The 14,000-nt window shown below is 74.7% G+C and carries 8 protein-coding genes, 3 tRNA genes and 1 pseudogene; 5 read left to right on the top strand and 7 right to left on the bottom strand.

The window, feature by feature from the left end; translation table 11 throughout:
• Nucleotides 1–204 precede the first annotated feature (204 nt).
• The 4 genes from JQN84_RS04655 to JQN84_RS04640 all read right to left on the bottom strand — a co-directional run bounded on the left by JQN84_RS04655 (nt 205) and on the right by JQN84_RS04640 (nt 3,134).
• Complete coding sequence (locus JQN84_RS04655; RefSeq protein WP_307821005.1) at nt 205–2,643, bottom strand: ATP-binding protein; 2,439 nt, start codon at nt 2,641–2,643, stop codon at nt 205–207.
• 228 nt (nt 2,644–2,871) lie between these two features.
• Nucleotides 2,872–2,943: transfer RNA gene (locus tag JQN84_RS04650), tRNA-Val, on the bottom strand.
• A gap of 13 nt (nt 2,944–2,956) precedes the next feature.
• Nucleotides 2,957–3,027, bottom strand: a tRNA-Cys gene (locus JQN84_RS04645).
• Between the two features lie 34 nt (nt 3,028–3,061).
• A tRNA-Gly gene (locus JQN84_RS04640) sits at nt 3,062–3,134 on the bottom strand.
• 296 nt (nt 3,135–3,430) lie between these two features.
• On the opposite strand from JQN84_RS04640, the gene JQN84_RS04635 reads away from it, so the two are divergent.
• Both JQN84_RS04635 and JQN84_RS04630 read left to right on the top strand, forming a co-directional pair.
• Nucleotides 3,431–4,030: a TetR/AcrR family transcriptional regulator gene (locus JQN84_RS04635; RefSeq protein WP_204957114.1), complete on the top strand. Its 600-nt coding sequence runs from the start codon at nt 3,431–3,433 to the stop codon at nt 4,028–4,030.
• Nucleotides 4,031–4,149: 119 nt separating this feature from the next.
• Complete coding sequence (locus JQN84_RS04630; protein WP_204957113.1) at nt 4,150–7,080, top strand: M36 family metallopeptidase; 2,931 nt, start codon at nt 4,150–4,152, stop codon at nt 7,078–7,080.
• 49 nt (nt 7,081–7,129) lie between these two features.
• Here JQN84_RS04630 and JQN84_RS04625 read toward each other — a convergent pair whose 3' ends face one another.
• Nucleotides 7,130–7,999 (bottom strand): hypothetical protein, encoded by an 870-nt coding sequence (locus JQN84_RS04625; protein WP_281899460.1) that lies wholly within the window; start codon nt 7,997–7,999, stop codon nt 7,130–7,132.
• A gap of 203 nt (nt 8,000–8,202) precedes the next feature.
• Here JQN84_RS04625 and JQN84_RS04620 point away from each other — a divergent pair, with 203 nt between their 5' ends.
• The 3 genes from JQN84_RS04620 (at nt 8,203) to JQN84_RS04610 (ending at nt 11,887) form a co-directional block, all read left to right on the top strand.
• Nucleotides 8,203–8,871 carry a class I SAM-dependent methyltransferase gene (locus tag JQN84_RS04620; RefSeq protein ID WP_204957112.1) on the top strand — a complete coding sequence of 223 codons (669 nt, stop codon included), beginning with the start codon at nt 8,203–8,205 and terminating at the stop codon, nt 8,869–8,871.
• 9 nt (nt 8,872–8,880) lie between these two features.
• Nucleotides 8,881–10,053 carry a cytochrome P450 gene (locus JQN84_RS04615; protein ID WP_204957111.1) on the top strand — a complete coding sequence of 391 codons (1,173 nt, stop codon included), beginning with the start codon at nt 8,881–8,883 and terminating at the stop codon, nt 10,051–10,053.
• Between the two features lie 334 nt (nt 10,054–10,387).
• The gene (locus tag JQN84_RS04610; RefSeq protein ID WP_204957109.1) at nt 10,388–11,887 is read left to right on the top strand and encodes a SulP family inorganic anion transporter; all 1,500 of its coding nucleotides are present in this window, start codon (nt 10,388–10,390) and stop codon (nt 11,885–11,887) included.
• Nucleotides 11,888–11,896: 9 nt separating this feature from the next.
• On the opposite strand, the gene bioD is transcribed toward JQN84_RS04610, so the two are convergent.
• Entirely contained in the window at nt 11,897–12,601 is a 705-nt protein-coding gene (gene bioD / locus JQN84_RS04605; protein WP_204957340.1) for a dethiobiotin synthase, read from the bottom strand.
• Between the two features lie 107 nt (nt 12,602–12,708).
• Nucleotides 12,709–13,842 (bottom strand): annotated as a pseudogene (locus JQN84_RS04600) (8-amino-7-oxononanoate synthase); the annotation flags it as partial.
• Between the last annotated feature and the right edge of the window lie 158 nt (nt 13,843–14,000).

Genomic DNA, 14,000 nt, shown 5'->3' with positions numbered 1-14,000 from the left:
TCAGTAAATTGAAGTCGATGTCATTGACCCGGAGCATCAAGAAATGCAGTACAGACCCTTTGGGCTGGCACGACATCCGCAGTCGCGCACGCTTTCCGGGATTTTCCCGGACGCCACCGACGGCTGATTCCCGCCACCTGCGACAATTGTTTCCGGCCCTTCCGGAGCGTCCGGGAAATCACCGGACAGTGGATTCCCGGGAGACTATCGCGGAGGCGTTGGCGTCCCGTCGAGCCGGCCACGCACCAGGGCGGCGTCCGGGTGGCCGAGCCGGTCGAGCACGTCGAGGGCCTGCGCCCAGGCGGCCCGGGCGGCGTCGGGCGCGGCGGTGGCCCGGTGGCTGTCACCGAGATGCATCAGCGTGACGGATTCGTAGTACCGTTCGCCGGCCTCCCGCCACAGCGCGAGCGCGTGCGTGTAGCAGTCGATGGCGTCGCCGTGCCGGCCGAGCTGGTGGTGCGCGAAGCCGAGGCTGTCCCAGGCGTGTGCTTCCCAGTACCGGTTCCCGGTCTGCTGCTGCTGCACCAGCGCCCGCCCGCAGTAGTCCAGCGCGCGGAGGTGGTCGCCGAGCTGGATGTGGTACCAGCCGATGTTGTTGAGCGCGTTGGCCTGCCCCTGCGCGTGGCCGGCGTCCTCGAACAGGCGGTGCGCCCGCTGTGCGTGGTCGAGCGCCCGCCGGTGGTCGCCCTGGCGCTCCGCGAGGATACCGAGGTTCAGCTCGGTACGGCCGCCGCCGACCCCGTCGCCGAGTTCGGCGTACAGGTGTCGGGATCGCTCCAGGTGGTCGCGGGCCTCGTCGTACGCGCCGAGACGCAGGCAGGCGACGGCCCGGTTGCGGTGGGCGCGGGCCTGGCCGTCCCGGTCGCCCGCCGCGGTGGCGGCCCGCAGCGCCCACTCCTGGGCGCGGGACTGGTCCGGCCAGGCGCCCACCCGGTCGAGGTAGGTGTTCACACTCCACGCCAACTGCCAGGCGTGGGTGGGCAACCCGTTCTCGGCGGCCAGGCCGATCGCGGCGAGCAGCGCCCGGTGTTCGGCGGCGAGCCACGCCCAGGCCTCGTCCCGGTCGGCCGGCACCAGCACCGCCGTCCCGGGTTGCGCCGCCGGCAGGTCGATGTCGTCGCGGTGCCGGTGCAGCAGCAGAGCAGCGGCGTACGCGGTGTGCAGGTAGTGGTCGAGCAGCCGGCACAGCGCGGCCTGCCGGAGCCCGGCGGAGTCGGTGGCCACGGCCAGTTCGACGGCGTACGCGCGGAGCAGGTCGTGCAGGGTGTACCGGCCGGGGGTGTGCTCGGTGAGCAGGTTCGCCCGGGTCAGCACCGCCAGCGGCCGGCGTACCTCGGCCGGCGCGACGGCGGCGAGGCTGGCGGCTGCCGCGACGGACACGTCGGGGCCGGGATGCGTCCCGAGCACCCGGAACAGGTCGGCCGCCGCCGGGTCCAGCCCCCGGTACGACCAGGACAGCACCGCCCGCACGTCGGTGCCGGCCTCCCCGCCGCTGAACGCGTCGAGGGCACCCCGGGTGGCGGTCAGCTCGGCGGCGAGCCGGGCGAGCGGGAAATCCGGGTAGGTGGCGGCCCGCGCCGCCACGATCGCCAGCGCCAACGGCAACCCCGCCGCCGCGGCGACGATCCGGTCCACCGCGGCCGGCTCCGCCGCGACCCGGTCCGCGCCCAGCCGGCGGGTCAGCAGCTCACGCCCCTCCGTCGGGGACAGCACGTCCAACGGGAGCGGGCGGGCACCCTCGGCGGTGACCAGCCCCGGGAGCTGGTTGCGGCTGGTCACCAGGACCAGGCAGCCGGGTGAGCTGGGCAGCAGCGGACGCACCTGGTCGGCGTCGCGGGCGTTGTCCAGCAGCACCAGCATCCGCCGGTCGGCGAGCAGGCTGCGGTACAGCGCCGCCTGCGCCGCCAACCCGACGGGGATGCGTTCCGCGGGTACCGCGAGGGCCTCCAGGAAACCGGCGACCGCCTCGGCCGGGCTCAGCGCCGGCGACTCGGGGTCGTAGCCGCGCAGGTTGACGTAGAGCTGCCCGTCCGGGAACCGGTCGGCGACCCGGTGTGCCCAGTGCACGGCGAGGGCCGTCTTGCCCACTCCCGCCGTACCGCCGATGGTCGAGACGGGCACCGTGCCCGGCGGGCCGGGCGGCTCGGCGAGCAGTGCGGTCAGGGCGGCGAGCGGCGCGGTCCGCCCCGCGAAGTGCCGTACCGCCGCCGGTAGCTGGCGGGGCACGAGCGGTGCCGGGGTCTGCTCGGCCGGGGCCGCCGGCGGGGAGCCGACACGCGCCCGTCGACCTCGTTCGGCGCGGGCGGCGGCAGCGAGCCGCTCGTCGGCCCGCGCCGCGTCCGCCGCCCCCAGCATCCGCCAGTACGCCGTCTCCCACCCGGCCGGGTCGGTCAGCTCGGCGGGCAACCGGGTGCCGGCCTGTTCGGCGTACGCGACGCAGGCCCCCAGGTAGTCGACGACGAAGTCCCAGTCCGGCAGCGACTTGGCGTTGAGCTTGTCGCTGAGGGTGGATCGGGCCAGTGGCCTGCCCCGGCGGGCGGCGACCGCGACCAACGTGTTCAGCGACGGGCCGCCGGCGCGCTGCCGCAGCCGCCGTAGCTCGTCGGCGAACGCGAGCAGCGCCTCCCGACCGGTCTCCCCCACTCCACACCCACCCGGCGTAGCGACGTCCCCTGGCAGCGTCGGAGCCAGGATAGACATCACATCGACGCGGAGCGATCGTCTCCCATGAGTCGGGAGGGTCCGGCCGGGCTGACGGGTTCCGGCTCCCCCGCGACAGCGGGAGCACTCCCGACCCGGCCGACGGCGGGGCCGGGAGAGATAAGCAGTAGAGCCACCTTCCGGAATCGGAAGGTGGCTCTACTGACCGTGTGGGCGATACTGGGTTTGAACCAGTGACCTCTTCCGTGTCAAGGAAGCGCGCTCCCACTGCGCCAATCGCCCGTGCCTGTTACCGAGGTGGGGACGGGATTTGAACCCGCGTACACGGCTTTGCAGGCCGTTGCCTCGCCTCTCGGCCACCCCACCGAGGTTGCCCCCGTCATGCGTGGCGGCAGCTCCGAGCGGACGACGGGATTCGAACCCGCGACCCTCACCTTGGCAAGGTGATGCGCTACCAGCTGCGCTACGTCCGCTTGCCTCCGGGACGACACCCGGTGACGGATGGAAACTCTAGCCGAGCGGTTCCACCGATGCCAAATCGGGGCCGCTGACGGCGCGTTCGACCACCGGGCGGTGACCGACCCCACCACCGCCAGAGCTTCCTAGGAGAGTTGGCTGCCGGGGTGGGGTGCGTCGCCGGCACCCCTGGTGAACAGGTCGGAAAGGTAGCCCACTCGCTGCGGGGTGCTGTCCGGCTTCCGACTGCCGGCAGCCCGATCGGGCGGGTCGGTAACTCCCTGTGCTCGGTTCGATAGGTTACCGTAGCGGCGTGACGAGACGTGCCGCCGCCGATGTCCGCCTGGATTCCCTGCTGCGCACGGCCTGTGACGTGATCGTCGAGCGTGGACTCGCCAACACCCGCACCGCCGACGTCGCCGCCGCCGCCGGAGTCAGCCAGGCGCTGGTCTTCTACCACTTCGCCACCAAGGAGCGGCTGCTCGCCCAGGCGTTCGCGTACGCCGTCGAGCAGGAACTGTCCCGGCTGGACGCGGTGCTGCGCTCCGCCACCCCGCCGCTGACCAAGCTCCGGCGCATCCTGCGTCTCTACACCCCCACCGGCCGGCCCTGGGCGATGTGGATCGACGGCTGGGCGGAGTCGCTGCGCACCCCGGAACTGGAGAAGGTCTGCCGACGGCTGGACCTGCGCTGGCGGGAGGACCTGGCGGCGGTGATCTCGGCCGGGGTGGCCGACGGGACCTTCGACTGTGCCGACCCGGCCGGCGCCGCCTGGCGGATCAACGCGGTGATGGACGGGCTCGCCGTCCAGCTCGCCGTGCACGAGCGGGTGATCTCCCGGCGTCAGTTCGGCGAGTGGATCCGGCTGGTCACGGCCCGGGAACTGGGGCTCGACCCCGCCCAGCTCGTCTGATCCGCGCAGCGCGGGCCATTGCCCCCGTCCGATCCGCCTGGTATCCACGTATGCGCATGCGTTACCCCGCCTGCGCCGGGCCGGCGTCGCGCCGGTCCCCGCTCCCACGAGGAGGTTCCGTGCCCAGACCGGAGTGGACACCCCGAACGAGCCGGCATCGACGCCGGCTCGTTCCCGTACTGGCGACCGCCGCCGTGGTCGCCGCCCTGCTGCCCGGCGGGGGCACCGCCACGGCCGCGCCGGGCGACACCGCGGCCCCGGCCCCGGGCCGCTCCGGCTCGTTCGCCGACGACCGCCACCAGGCCGCCGACGTCGACAACCGCACCGGTACCGCCGCACCCGAGGCCCGCCAGCGCAGCCTGGCCCGGGCCACCGGCGCCCCGGTGCGCTGGAACCGGCTCGGCACCCCGCACGCCCTCGGCCCGGGCCGGCTCGCCACCGGCCTGCCCGCCGACCCGGAGGCCGCCGCCCGGCGTTACCTCACCACCCAGCGGGACCTGTTCGGGCTCGACGCCGACGCGGTCGCCACCATGGACCGGATCCTGGTCCGGCGGATCGGCGACGGCGCGGTGGTCACCCTGCGACAGCGCTTCGGCGACCTGCCCGCCGGTCACGACGGGCTGGTCACCGTGGCGGTCGCCGACGGCACCGTGCTCTCGGTCAGCTCCTCGCTGTCCCGGGACGCCGCCGCCCCCGCCCCGGCCACCCGCACCGCCGGGCAGGCGTACGCCGACGCGCTCGCCGACGCCGGCCTGGCCACCGACGCGGTGGCCAGCCACCGGGTGCGCCAGGTCGCCGTGCCCACCCCGGTCGACGGCAACCGGGCCGCCTACGAGGTGACCCTGATCGGTAAGGACAGCGACCACCCGGCGGCCTTCACCACCTACGTCGACGGGATCACCGGGAAGGTGCTGGTCCGCGAGGACCTCGTCGACTTCGACTCCGACAACCCGAGCTGGGCGGTCTACCCGGCCACCCCGCCGCAGGACCTCGCCCCCGGGCAGGACCCCCGGGTCCGCTGGTGCGCCAGCCCCGCACCCGACTGCGCCGCCGCCTTCCGCGACCCGGCGGGCGGGCAACCCTGGGACGTCGACCTCGCCACCGGCACGCCCACCGGCACCACCCGGGGCAACTCCGCCAACACCGTGGTCTCCTGGGGCGCCGGCAGCCCCATGGTCAACGCCCCGGACCGCCCGGACCGGCGCTACGAGTACCCGTTCACCGACCAGTGGCACCAGGCCCGCTGCAACCCGGCGGTGTTCACCTCCGCCCAGCGCAACGACGCCGACGCCGCCACCGCCAACCTGTTCGCCATGCACAACCGGATGCACGACTGGGCCTGGCACCTGGGCTTCACCGAGGCCAGCTGGAACCTCCAGGCGGTCAACGTCAGCGGTGCCGGGCTGGGTGGCGACGCCGAGCAGGGGCGGGCCCAGCAGGGCGCGCTGAGCGGCAACCGGAACAACGCCAACCAGTCCACCCCGCGTGACGGCCTGCCGCCGAGCACCAACATGTACCTGTGGCAGCCGCAGGCCGGTGGGCCGTACCCGCCGTGCGTCGACGGCGACTACGACATGACGGTGATCGGCCACGAGTACACCCACGCCATCACCAACCGGATGATCGCCGGCCCGGACAGCGGGATCAGCGGCCACCAGGGCGGGGCGATGGGCGAGTCGTGGAGCGACCTGCTCGCCGCCGAGTACCTCTACGAACACGGCCTGCGCGCCCCCGGCGAGACGCCCTTCGTCACCGGCGGCTACGTCACCGGCAACCTGGTCAGCGGCATCCGCAACTACGACCTGAGCCGCAGCCCGCTCAACTACTCCGACGTCGGCTACAACACCGGCGGCCCGGCGGTGCACGCCGACGGGGAGATCTGGGGTGCGACCAACTTCCGCATCCGCGCCGCCCTGGTCAAGAAGTACGGCCTGGGCACCCCGGCGCGGCAGCTCGACTGCGCGCAGGGCCGGGTGGCCGCCGAGAACTGCCCGGGCAACCGGCGCTGGGTGCAGCTGGTCTTCGACTCGTTCCTGCTCCAGGCGGCCAGCCAGGTCAGCATGCTCGACATGCGGGACAACCTGCTCACCGCCGACCGGCTGCGCTTCGGCGGGGCCAACCAGGAGCTGATCTGGGCCGAGTTCGCCCGCTCCGGGATGGGCCGGGACGCCGCCACCGTCGGCGCCGCCGACACCGACCCCACGCCGAGCTTCGCCAGCCCGGCCGGCGGCAACGCCACGCTGACCCTGCGTCCCCGGGGCGACAGCGTCAACGCGCCGATCCGGCTCTACGTCGGTGACTACGAGGCGCGGGCCACCCCGGTCGCCGACACCGACCCGGCCACCCCGCTACCGGCCACCTTCGAGGCCGTCGCCGGGACGTACCAGGTGCTGGCGGTCGCCCCCGGCTTCGGCCACCAGCGCCTGGAGGTGGTCGCCAAGGCCGGCCAGCAGGGGTACGTCGACCTGCGGCTGAGCCAGAACCTGGCATCCACCACCTCGGGGGCGACGATCACCGGGGACGGGGTGAACCTGGACCGGATCGCCGACGACACCGAGGCCACCAACTGGGCGTCGTTGACCGGGGTGGCCGGCAGGCAGGTCACCGTGACGCTGCCCTTCGGCACCCCGCAGCCGGTGCAACGGGTCACCGTCAGCGCGATGCTGCGCCCGGCGATCACCGGCGACGCCGACCCCGGCGCGCAGAACGCGCTGAGCGCGCTGCGGTCGTTCGCGGTGTCGACCTGCGACGCGACCACCACCGACTGCGCCGACCCGGCCCGCTGGACCCGGGTCTACACCAGCGCCGACGACGCGTTCCCCGGCGGGAGGTACCGGGCCTACAGCCGGGACCTGATCGCCCGCTCGTTCCGGGTGCCGGCCACCGTCGCCACCCACGTCCGGCTGGAGGTGCTGGCCAGCCAGTGCACCGGCGGCCCGGCGTACGCCGGTGAGCAGGACGACGACCCGGCGACCCGGACCGACTGCGCGACCGCCAGCCCGGCGCGCGACCAGGTGCGGATCGCCGAGTTCCAGGTGTTCGCGAAGTGAAACCCGCCGGGGCCGGGTGGTGGCGCCACCCGGCCCCGGCGGCCCCCGATCACCGTCGGACGGTGGTCCAGCGGACGGGCCGACGGACCGGGCGCGCATCGTCGCCCTCCACCCCGTCGGACGCGGTCCGGGTGAGCTGCCGCAGCCGCATCAGCAGGCCGACGCCGAGGAAGAGCAGCAGGCCGCCGAGCAGGAACGCCGCCTGCACCACCCCGAAGCCCCCACTGGCGTTGGCCGAACGGTTCGCCGCGGCCGGTGGCGGCACCTCGGCCAGCGCCTCCTCGGTCGGCTCGGTCTCCTCCTCGGTCGGCTCCAGCACCTCCTCGGTCGGCTCCGGCGACGCGGTGGTCGGCTCGGGTGCCGCCGTGGTGGGCGGTGGTGCCGTGCCGACGACCTGCCGGGTGGCGGTACGTCGGGCGAGCAGCCGCAGGTTCGGGTCGTACGCCTCGGCGGCCATGGTGATCCGACCCCGGGTGACGTCCTCGGCGAAGGCCACCCGGTAGGTGGCGGTGACCGTGCGGTCCGGGCAGAGGGTGCCCGGGTCGAGCTGCCGGTCGGTCAACCGGGCCACGTCCCCCTGCGCCCGGATGTCCAGCGGGAACGAGCCGGTCTCCTCGACCCGGTCCATCTTGACCTGGTCCAGTCGCAGCCCCTGCACCGAGAGCACCATCGACCAGCGGACCTTCACGCAGCCGCCGTCGCCCTTGTTGGACACCACCGCCGAGACCGTCCGCACCTGGTCCCCGGCGGTGAACTGGGCCGGCAGGCCACTCAGCTCGGTGGAGAAGCGGTCCGCCGCCGACGCCGGTGTCGGCCCGACGAGCGCTGTCCCCGACAGGCAGGCCAGCACCGCCCCGACCCGTAGCGCGTTCCGCCACACCATCACCACCGCCTCGCTCCTCCCGTCGGTCTTGTCCACCCGCCACGCTATGAGCACGATGGGGAAGCCGGTAGACGGGCGTGTTCGCGCCGGTCGGCAAGTACGGGGCCGGTTAACACCGACAGTGGTGAACCGGTCACCCGCCTTCGCCGACACGCCGGGTGACGGTGTGGGCTTGGCCGCTTCGTCGGGCCGGTGAGGGTCGACCGCGCCGGGGTTCGCGCGGCTGACATCCTGGGCGGGTGTCCGATCTCTCCGCGGCCTTCGTCCGGCTGCACGCCCGGCTCGCCCCGGTCGCCTTCGTACCCGAGGTGCGGTTGCACCAGGCCGACGAGCCGATCGGCCTGTGGGAGCTGACCGAGGGCGAGTTCCGCAGCTCCCAGCCGCCGCCGTTCTGGGCCTTCGCCTGGGCCGGTGGGCAGGGCCTGGCCCGGTACGTCACCGACCACCCGGAGACCGTCGCCGGCCGCCGGGTGCTCGACCTCGCCTCCGGCTCCGGCCTGGTCGCCATCGCCGCCGCACGGGCCGGCGCGGCGGCCGTACGGGCGGTGGAGATCGACGAGCGGGCCGTCGCCGCCGTCGCCCTCAACGCCCACGCCAACGGGGTACGCGTCGACGCCGAACTGGCCGACGTCCTCGACGGCGACGCCGGGGACGCCGAGGTGCTGCTCGCCGGGGACGTCTTCTACAGCGAGGCGATGGCCCGCCGGGTGCTGCGTTTCCTGCTGCGGGCCGCCCGCTCGGGTGCCCGGGTGCTGGTCGGCGACCCGGGCCGGGCGTTCCTGCCCCGGGAACGGTTCCGCGAACTGGCCGGCTACGACGTGCCGGTGCCGGAGGCGCTGGAGAGCATGCGGGTGAAGCACACCACGGTGTGGGAACTGGACCCCGCCCCGCCGGGGGCCGCCCGCTAGCGTGACCGGGTGCTGTTCCGGGGGTGGGAGGCGTCCGTCGACGAACCCTGGCCGGACGTGGCCAGGGTCGTCGACCGGGTCGGTGGCGTACACCTGGTGGTGACCCGGCATGCGCTGGTCCGGCAGGTGCTCGCCGACCCGGTGACCTGGCGGCCCGACAACGCCCTGGACGCGGTGACCCCGATCCCGGTGGCCGCGCTGCGGGTGCTCACCGCGCACCGGTTCCGGCTGCCGCCGACGCTGGCCAACAACGCCGGGGACACCCACCCGGAGATCCGGGCGATCGTCGCCGAGGCGCTGCACCCGGACCGGGTGGCCGCCCAACGGCCGTGGTTGACCACGCTGGTGCGGGCCCGGGTGGCCGGGATCGCCGCCGAACTGGCCGCCGGCCGGCCGGTCGACCTGCACGCCCGGCTCGCCGCCGATCTGCCGCTGCTGGCGCTGGCCCGGCTGGTCGAGCTGCCGGACGCCCCGGTGGGCGCGGTGAAGGACTTCGCGCGGGCGGCACTGGAGCTGTTCTGGGCCCCGCTGGACGCCGAGCGGCAGCAGAGCCTCGCCGCCGAGGTGGGCCGGTTCCATGCCGTACTGCGGGAGTTCGCCGGCACCGGGGGCGGCCTGGCCGGTCGGCTGCGCGCCGCCGGGCACTCCCCCGACGTGGTGGTCGGGGCGCTGTTCTTCCTGCTGGTCGCCGGACAGGAGACCACCAGCCAGTTCCTCACCCTGCTGTTGCACCGGCTCACCGGCGAACCGGGGGTGCGTGCCGGGCTGCGGGCCGGCACCGTCGCCGTCGCCGACGTGGTCGAGGAGGGCCTGCGCCGGGACCCGCCGATCGTCACCTGGCGGCGGGTGGCGGCGGTCGACACGACCCTGGGCGGTACGCCGGTGCCGGCGGGCAGCTCGATGCTGCTGTGGCTGGCCCGGGCCGGCTGCGACCCGGCGGTGGTGGCCGACCCGGCCGGGTTCCGCCCGGGGCAGCGTGGGTCCCGCCGGCACCTGGCCTTCGGGGCGGGGGCGCACCGGTGCGTCGGCGCGCAACTGGCCCGGCTGGAGGCGGCGGTGGTGGTCGCCGAGGCGGCACCGCTGCTGGACGCGGTGACGGTGGTACGTCCGCCGTGGTGCCCGGACAACCTCACCTTCCGGATGCCCGACGCCTTCGTGGTCCGCCGCGCCACCACGCCGTAGCCTCCCGCCGCAGCCTCGCCTGAACCCCGTTCACCTGCGGAAACGGGCGTAACCCCCACTCCCCGCCAAGGGTTGAACCCCGTGTGACGCCAAGCGCCACACCAACCCGGGAGGTCCTCATGCACCCCACCCCCTCCCCACTCCCCCCACCCCGCCCACTCCCCCCGCCCTCCCGGGTTGATCAAGAGGTTCGCGTCAACGTTGATCTTCGATTTGACGCAAACCTCTTGATCACCGGGGCGGGCGGGGTGGCGCGCGGCGGGGACGGGGTGGCGGGGGCGGGGGCCGGCAGGGTGGCGGGGGCGGGCGGGGTGGCGTCGGGTGGTGGGGGGCGGTGAGGTGGGGAGAGTGGCGGCGTGACGTGCCGGCATCGCTCGTGGTGTTCCTGGTCGCGTTGCCGCTGTGCGTCGGGATCGCGGTCGCCTCCGGCGTACCCGTCGAACTCGGGCTGGTCACCGGGGTGGTGGGTGGGCTGGTGGTGGGGGTGATGCCGGGCAGCAGCCTCCAGGTGAGCGGACCGGCCGCCGGGCTGACCGTGCTCGTCGCCGAGGCCGTGGAACGGTACGGCCTGACCGGCCTCGGCACGATCGTGCTGGTCGCCGGACTGCTTCAGATCGGGTTGGGGCTGCTGCGGCTCGGCCGGTGGTTCCGGGCCATCTCGGTGGCCGTGGTGCACGGCATGCTCGCCGGCATCGGACTGCTGCTCATCGCCGGTCAACTGCACATCCTGGCCGGCGCCGGGACCGCCCCTGTCGGCCTCGCCGCGTTCACCGGTCTGCCGGCACTGGTCGGTGAGCTGACCGGCTCCGAACCAGCCAGGCTGTCGCTCGCCCTGGGTACGGCCACCATCGCGGTGATGATGCTCTGGAACCTGCTGCCCGGCAGACTGCGTACCGTGCCCGGGGCGTTGGTCGCCGTCGTCGCGGCGTCCGCGGCGAGCGCCGTGCTGGGTCTACCCGTCGACACCATCGAGGTGGCGGGGCTGCTCGCGGCGATCCAACCGTCGCTCGGCCACCCCAGCCAACTCGCCGACCTCGGGGTACTCGCCACCATCGTCACGTTCACCCTGGTCGCCTCGGCGGAGAGCCTGTTCAGCGCGGCGGCCGTCGACCGGATGCACCAGGGGCCCCGGACCGACTTCGACCGGGAGTTGGTCGCCCAGGGCACCGGCAACACGGTCTGCGGGCTGCTCGGCGCGCTGCCGATGACCGCCGTCATCGTGCGCAGCTCCGCCAACGTGCACGCCGGCGCGCGGACCAAGGCGTCCCGGGTGCTGCACGGGTTGTGGCTGCTGCTCTTCGTCGCCGCCGTGCCCGGCCTGGTCGGGCTGATCCCGCTGCCCGCGCTCGCCGCCGTGCTGGTGCACGCCGGGTGCAAGCTGCTGCCGCTGCGGACGCTGCCCGGGCTCTGGCGGACACACCGGGGCGAGGCGGTGGTGCTGACGGTCACCGCCGTCGCCATCGTCACCACCGACATGTTCACCGGCGTGCTGGTCGGCCTCGGCCTGGCCGTGGCCAAGGTCGCCTGGGAGACGTCGCACGTCCGGGTCACCGTCGACGACCACGGCACCGGCACCGGCCCGATCGACGTCGCCATCGTCGGTAACGCCACCTTCCTGCGGCTACCCACCATCCTCAACACCCTGCACGCGCTGCCCACCGACCGGATCGTCCGGCTGGACCTGCACGGCCTGCGGCACCTCGACCACGCCTGCGGCACCGCGCTGGACACCTGGATCGAGGCGCACAACCGCACCGCGGGCGGCCAGGTCCACGTCGTCGCCCCGCGACCTGCGCAGGACGACCGGCCCCGGCCGGTCCCCGCCACCGAGTGAGCGGACCGGTCAGCCCGCGTCCTCGGCCCAGGTACGCCAGTCGTCGAGCACCCCGTACAGGTCGGGGGTGAGCCAGCCCGGGGCGGACCGGCGGAACACGCCCGGATCCATCGCCCCGGCCCCGGCCGGCAACGCGCCGAGCAGGCTCGGCACCAGCTCCGTCAGGTTCGCCCAGTGCACCAGCTGCGGCTCCGCCGGCCACGCGCCGATCACCACCCCGGCGGGCACGGCCCGACGCTCCAACGCCTCCAGGGTCAGCGCGGTGTGGTTGAGGGTGCCCAACCCGGCCCGGGCCACCACCACCGCCGGAGCGCCCAGCGACACCGCCAGGTCGGCGACGGTCCACGCCTCACCCGACGGACGCAGTCCCATCGGCACCAGCAGCCCACCGGCCCCCTCGACCAGCACCAGGTCGTGCTTGTCGACCTCCGCGCGGACCGCGTCGACGGCCGTGTACAGCTCCAACGGCTCCAGCTCGGCGACCCGGGCGGCGGCCAGCGGAGCCAACGGGTCGGGGTAACTGGCCAGGGTACGACCGGTCAGCGGGGCGGCCAGCCGGGTCACCGAGTCCACGTCGCCGGGTTCGCCGGTGGCCGTGCCCGTCTGGCCCGGCTTGACCACCGCGACCCGCAGGCCGGCGGCCTGCGCGGCGGCTGTGATCGCCGCCGTCACCACCGTCTTGCCGACCTCGGTGTCCGTCCCGGTGACCAGCACCGCACCCTTCCACCCGCTCACGGCAGGATCACCTCGGTTCGCGACTGCGGGGCTCGCAAACCCGGCTCACTCCTCACGCTCACAGGACCCCCCCCGGTTCGCGACTGCGGGGCGCACTCCACGATGGCCTCCAGGGCGTGTTCGAAGTCCGCCCGGGTGACCCCGGTGGAGAGGGTCAGCCGGAGGCGGGAGCGGTGGTCCGGGGTGGACGGCGGGCGGAAACAGCCGACCGCGACACCCCGGGACCGGCAGTCGGCAGCCCAGGCGGTGGCGGCCTCCGGGCCGGGAGCGGTCACCGACACCACAGCGGCGTCGGGGGTGGACACCGGCAACCCGGCCGCGCCGAGGCGGCGTACCGCGTACCGGGCCCGGTCGGCCAGTTCGGCGCGCAGGTCGTCGGCGGCGCGGGCCAACGCCACGGCGGCGCGTACCCCGGCGGCGACGGCCGGCGGCGGCGCGGTGTCGAAGATGAAGGTCCGGCCGGTCTCCACCAGGTGCCTGACGAACTCGGCCGGACCGGCGACCACCCCGCCGGCGCCGCCGAGCGCCTTGGACAGGGTTGCGGTGACCACCACGTCCGGCGCACCGGCCAACCCGGCGGCGGCCACCGCGCCGGCACCGGCCGGGCCGGTGACGCCGAGCCCGTGCGCGTCGTCGACCAGCAGCAGCGCGCCGTGCCGCCGGGCCACCGCGTGCAGCGCGGCCAGCGGCGCGAGATCACCGTCGACGGAGAACACCGACTCGGTGACCACCACCGCCGGGCGGCCCGGCGCGGCGGCGAGCGCGGCGGCCACCGCGTCGACGTCGGCGTGCGCGGTGACCACCGTCTCCGCGCCGGAGATCCGGCAGCCGTCGATCAGCGAGGCGTGGTTGTGCGCGTCGGAGACGAGCAGGGTACGCGGCTGGACCAGGCCCCGGACGGCGGCCAGGTTGGCCAGGTAGCCGGAGGAGAAGACGAGTGCCCGGTCGACGCCGAGCCAGTCGGCCAGGTCGTCCTCAAGCGCGTGGTGGACGTCGGTGGAGCCCCGGACCAGCCGGGAACCGGTGGCGCCCAGCCCGTACCCGGACAGGGCCCGGCCGGCGGCGGCCACCACCTCGGGGTGGGTGGCCAGGCCCAGGTAGTCGTTGCCGGCCAGATCGACGTCCGGGTCACCGGCGGCGCGGGGGCGCAGGGTACGGGTGAGCCCCGCCTTCGCCCGCAGTGCGGCACGCCGGTCCAGGGCCGCCAGCCAGTCCGCCACCGGTCACCGCCTCCGTCCGCCGTCCGACCTGGCACCCTGCCGACCTGACACCGCTGCCGCCCGGTCGCCGGGGTGCCCGACGACCGGCCCGTGCCGGTGGGTGACGGCGTTGCCGCCGTCGGGCGAAATTACCATCCGCCGGGCCGGCACCGGCGTGG

It is taken from the genome of Micromonospora humidisoli (assembly GCF_016900955.1).
Taxonomy (GTDB): Bacteria; Actinomycetota; Actinomycetes; order Mycobacteriales; family Micromonosporaceae; genus Micromonospora; species Micromonospora wenchangensis.
The sequence above is the reverse complement of the archived record's forward strand: the minus strand, read 5'-3'. Positions and strand labels throughout refer to the sequence as shown.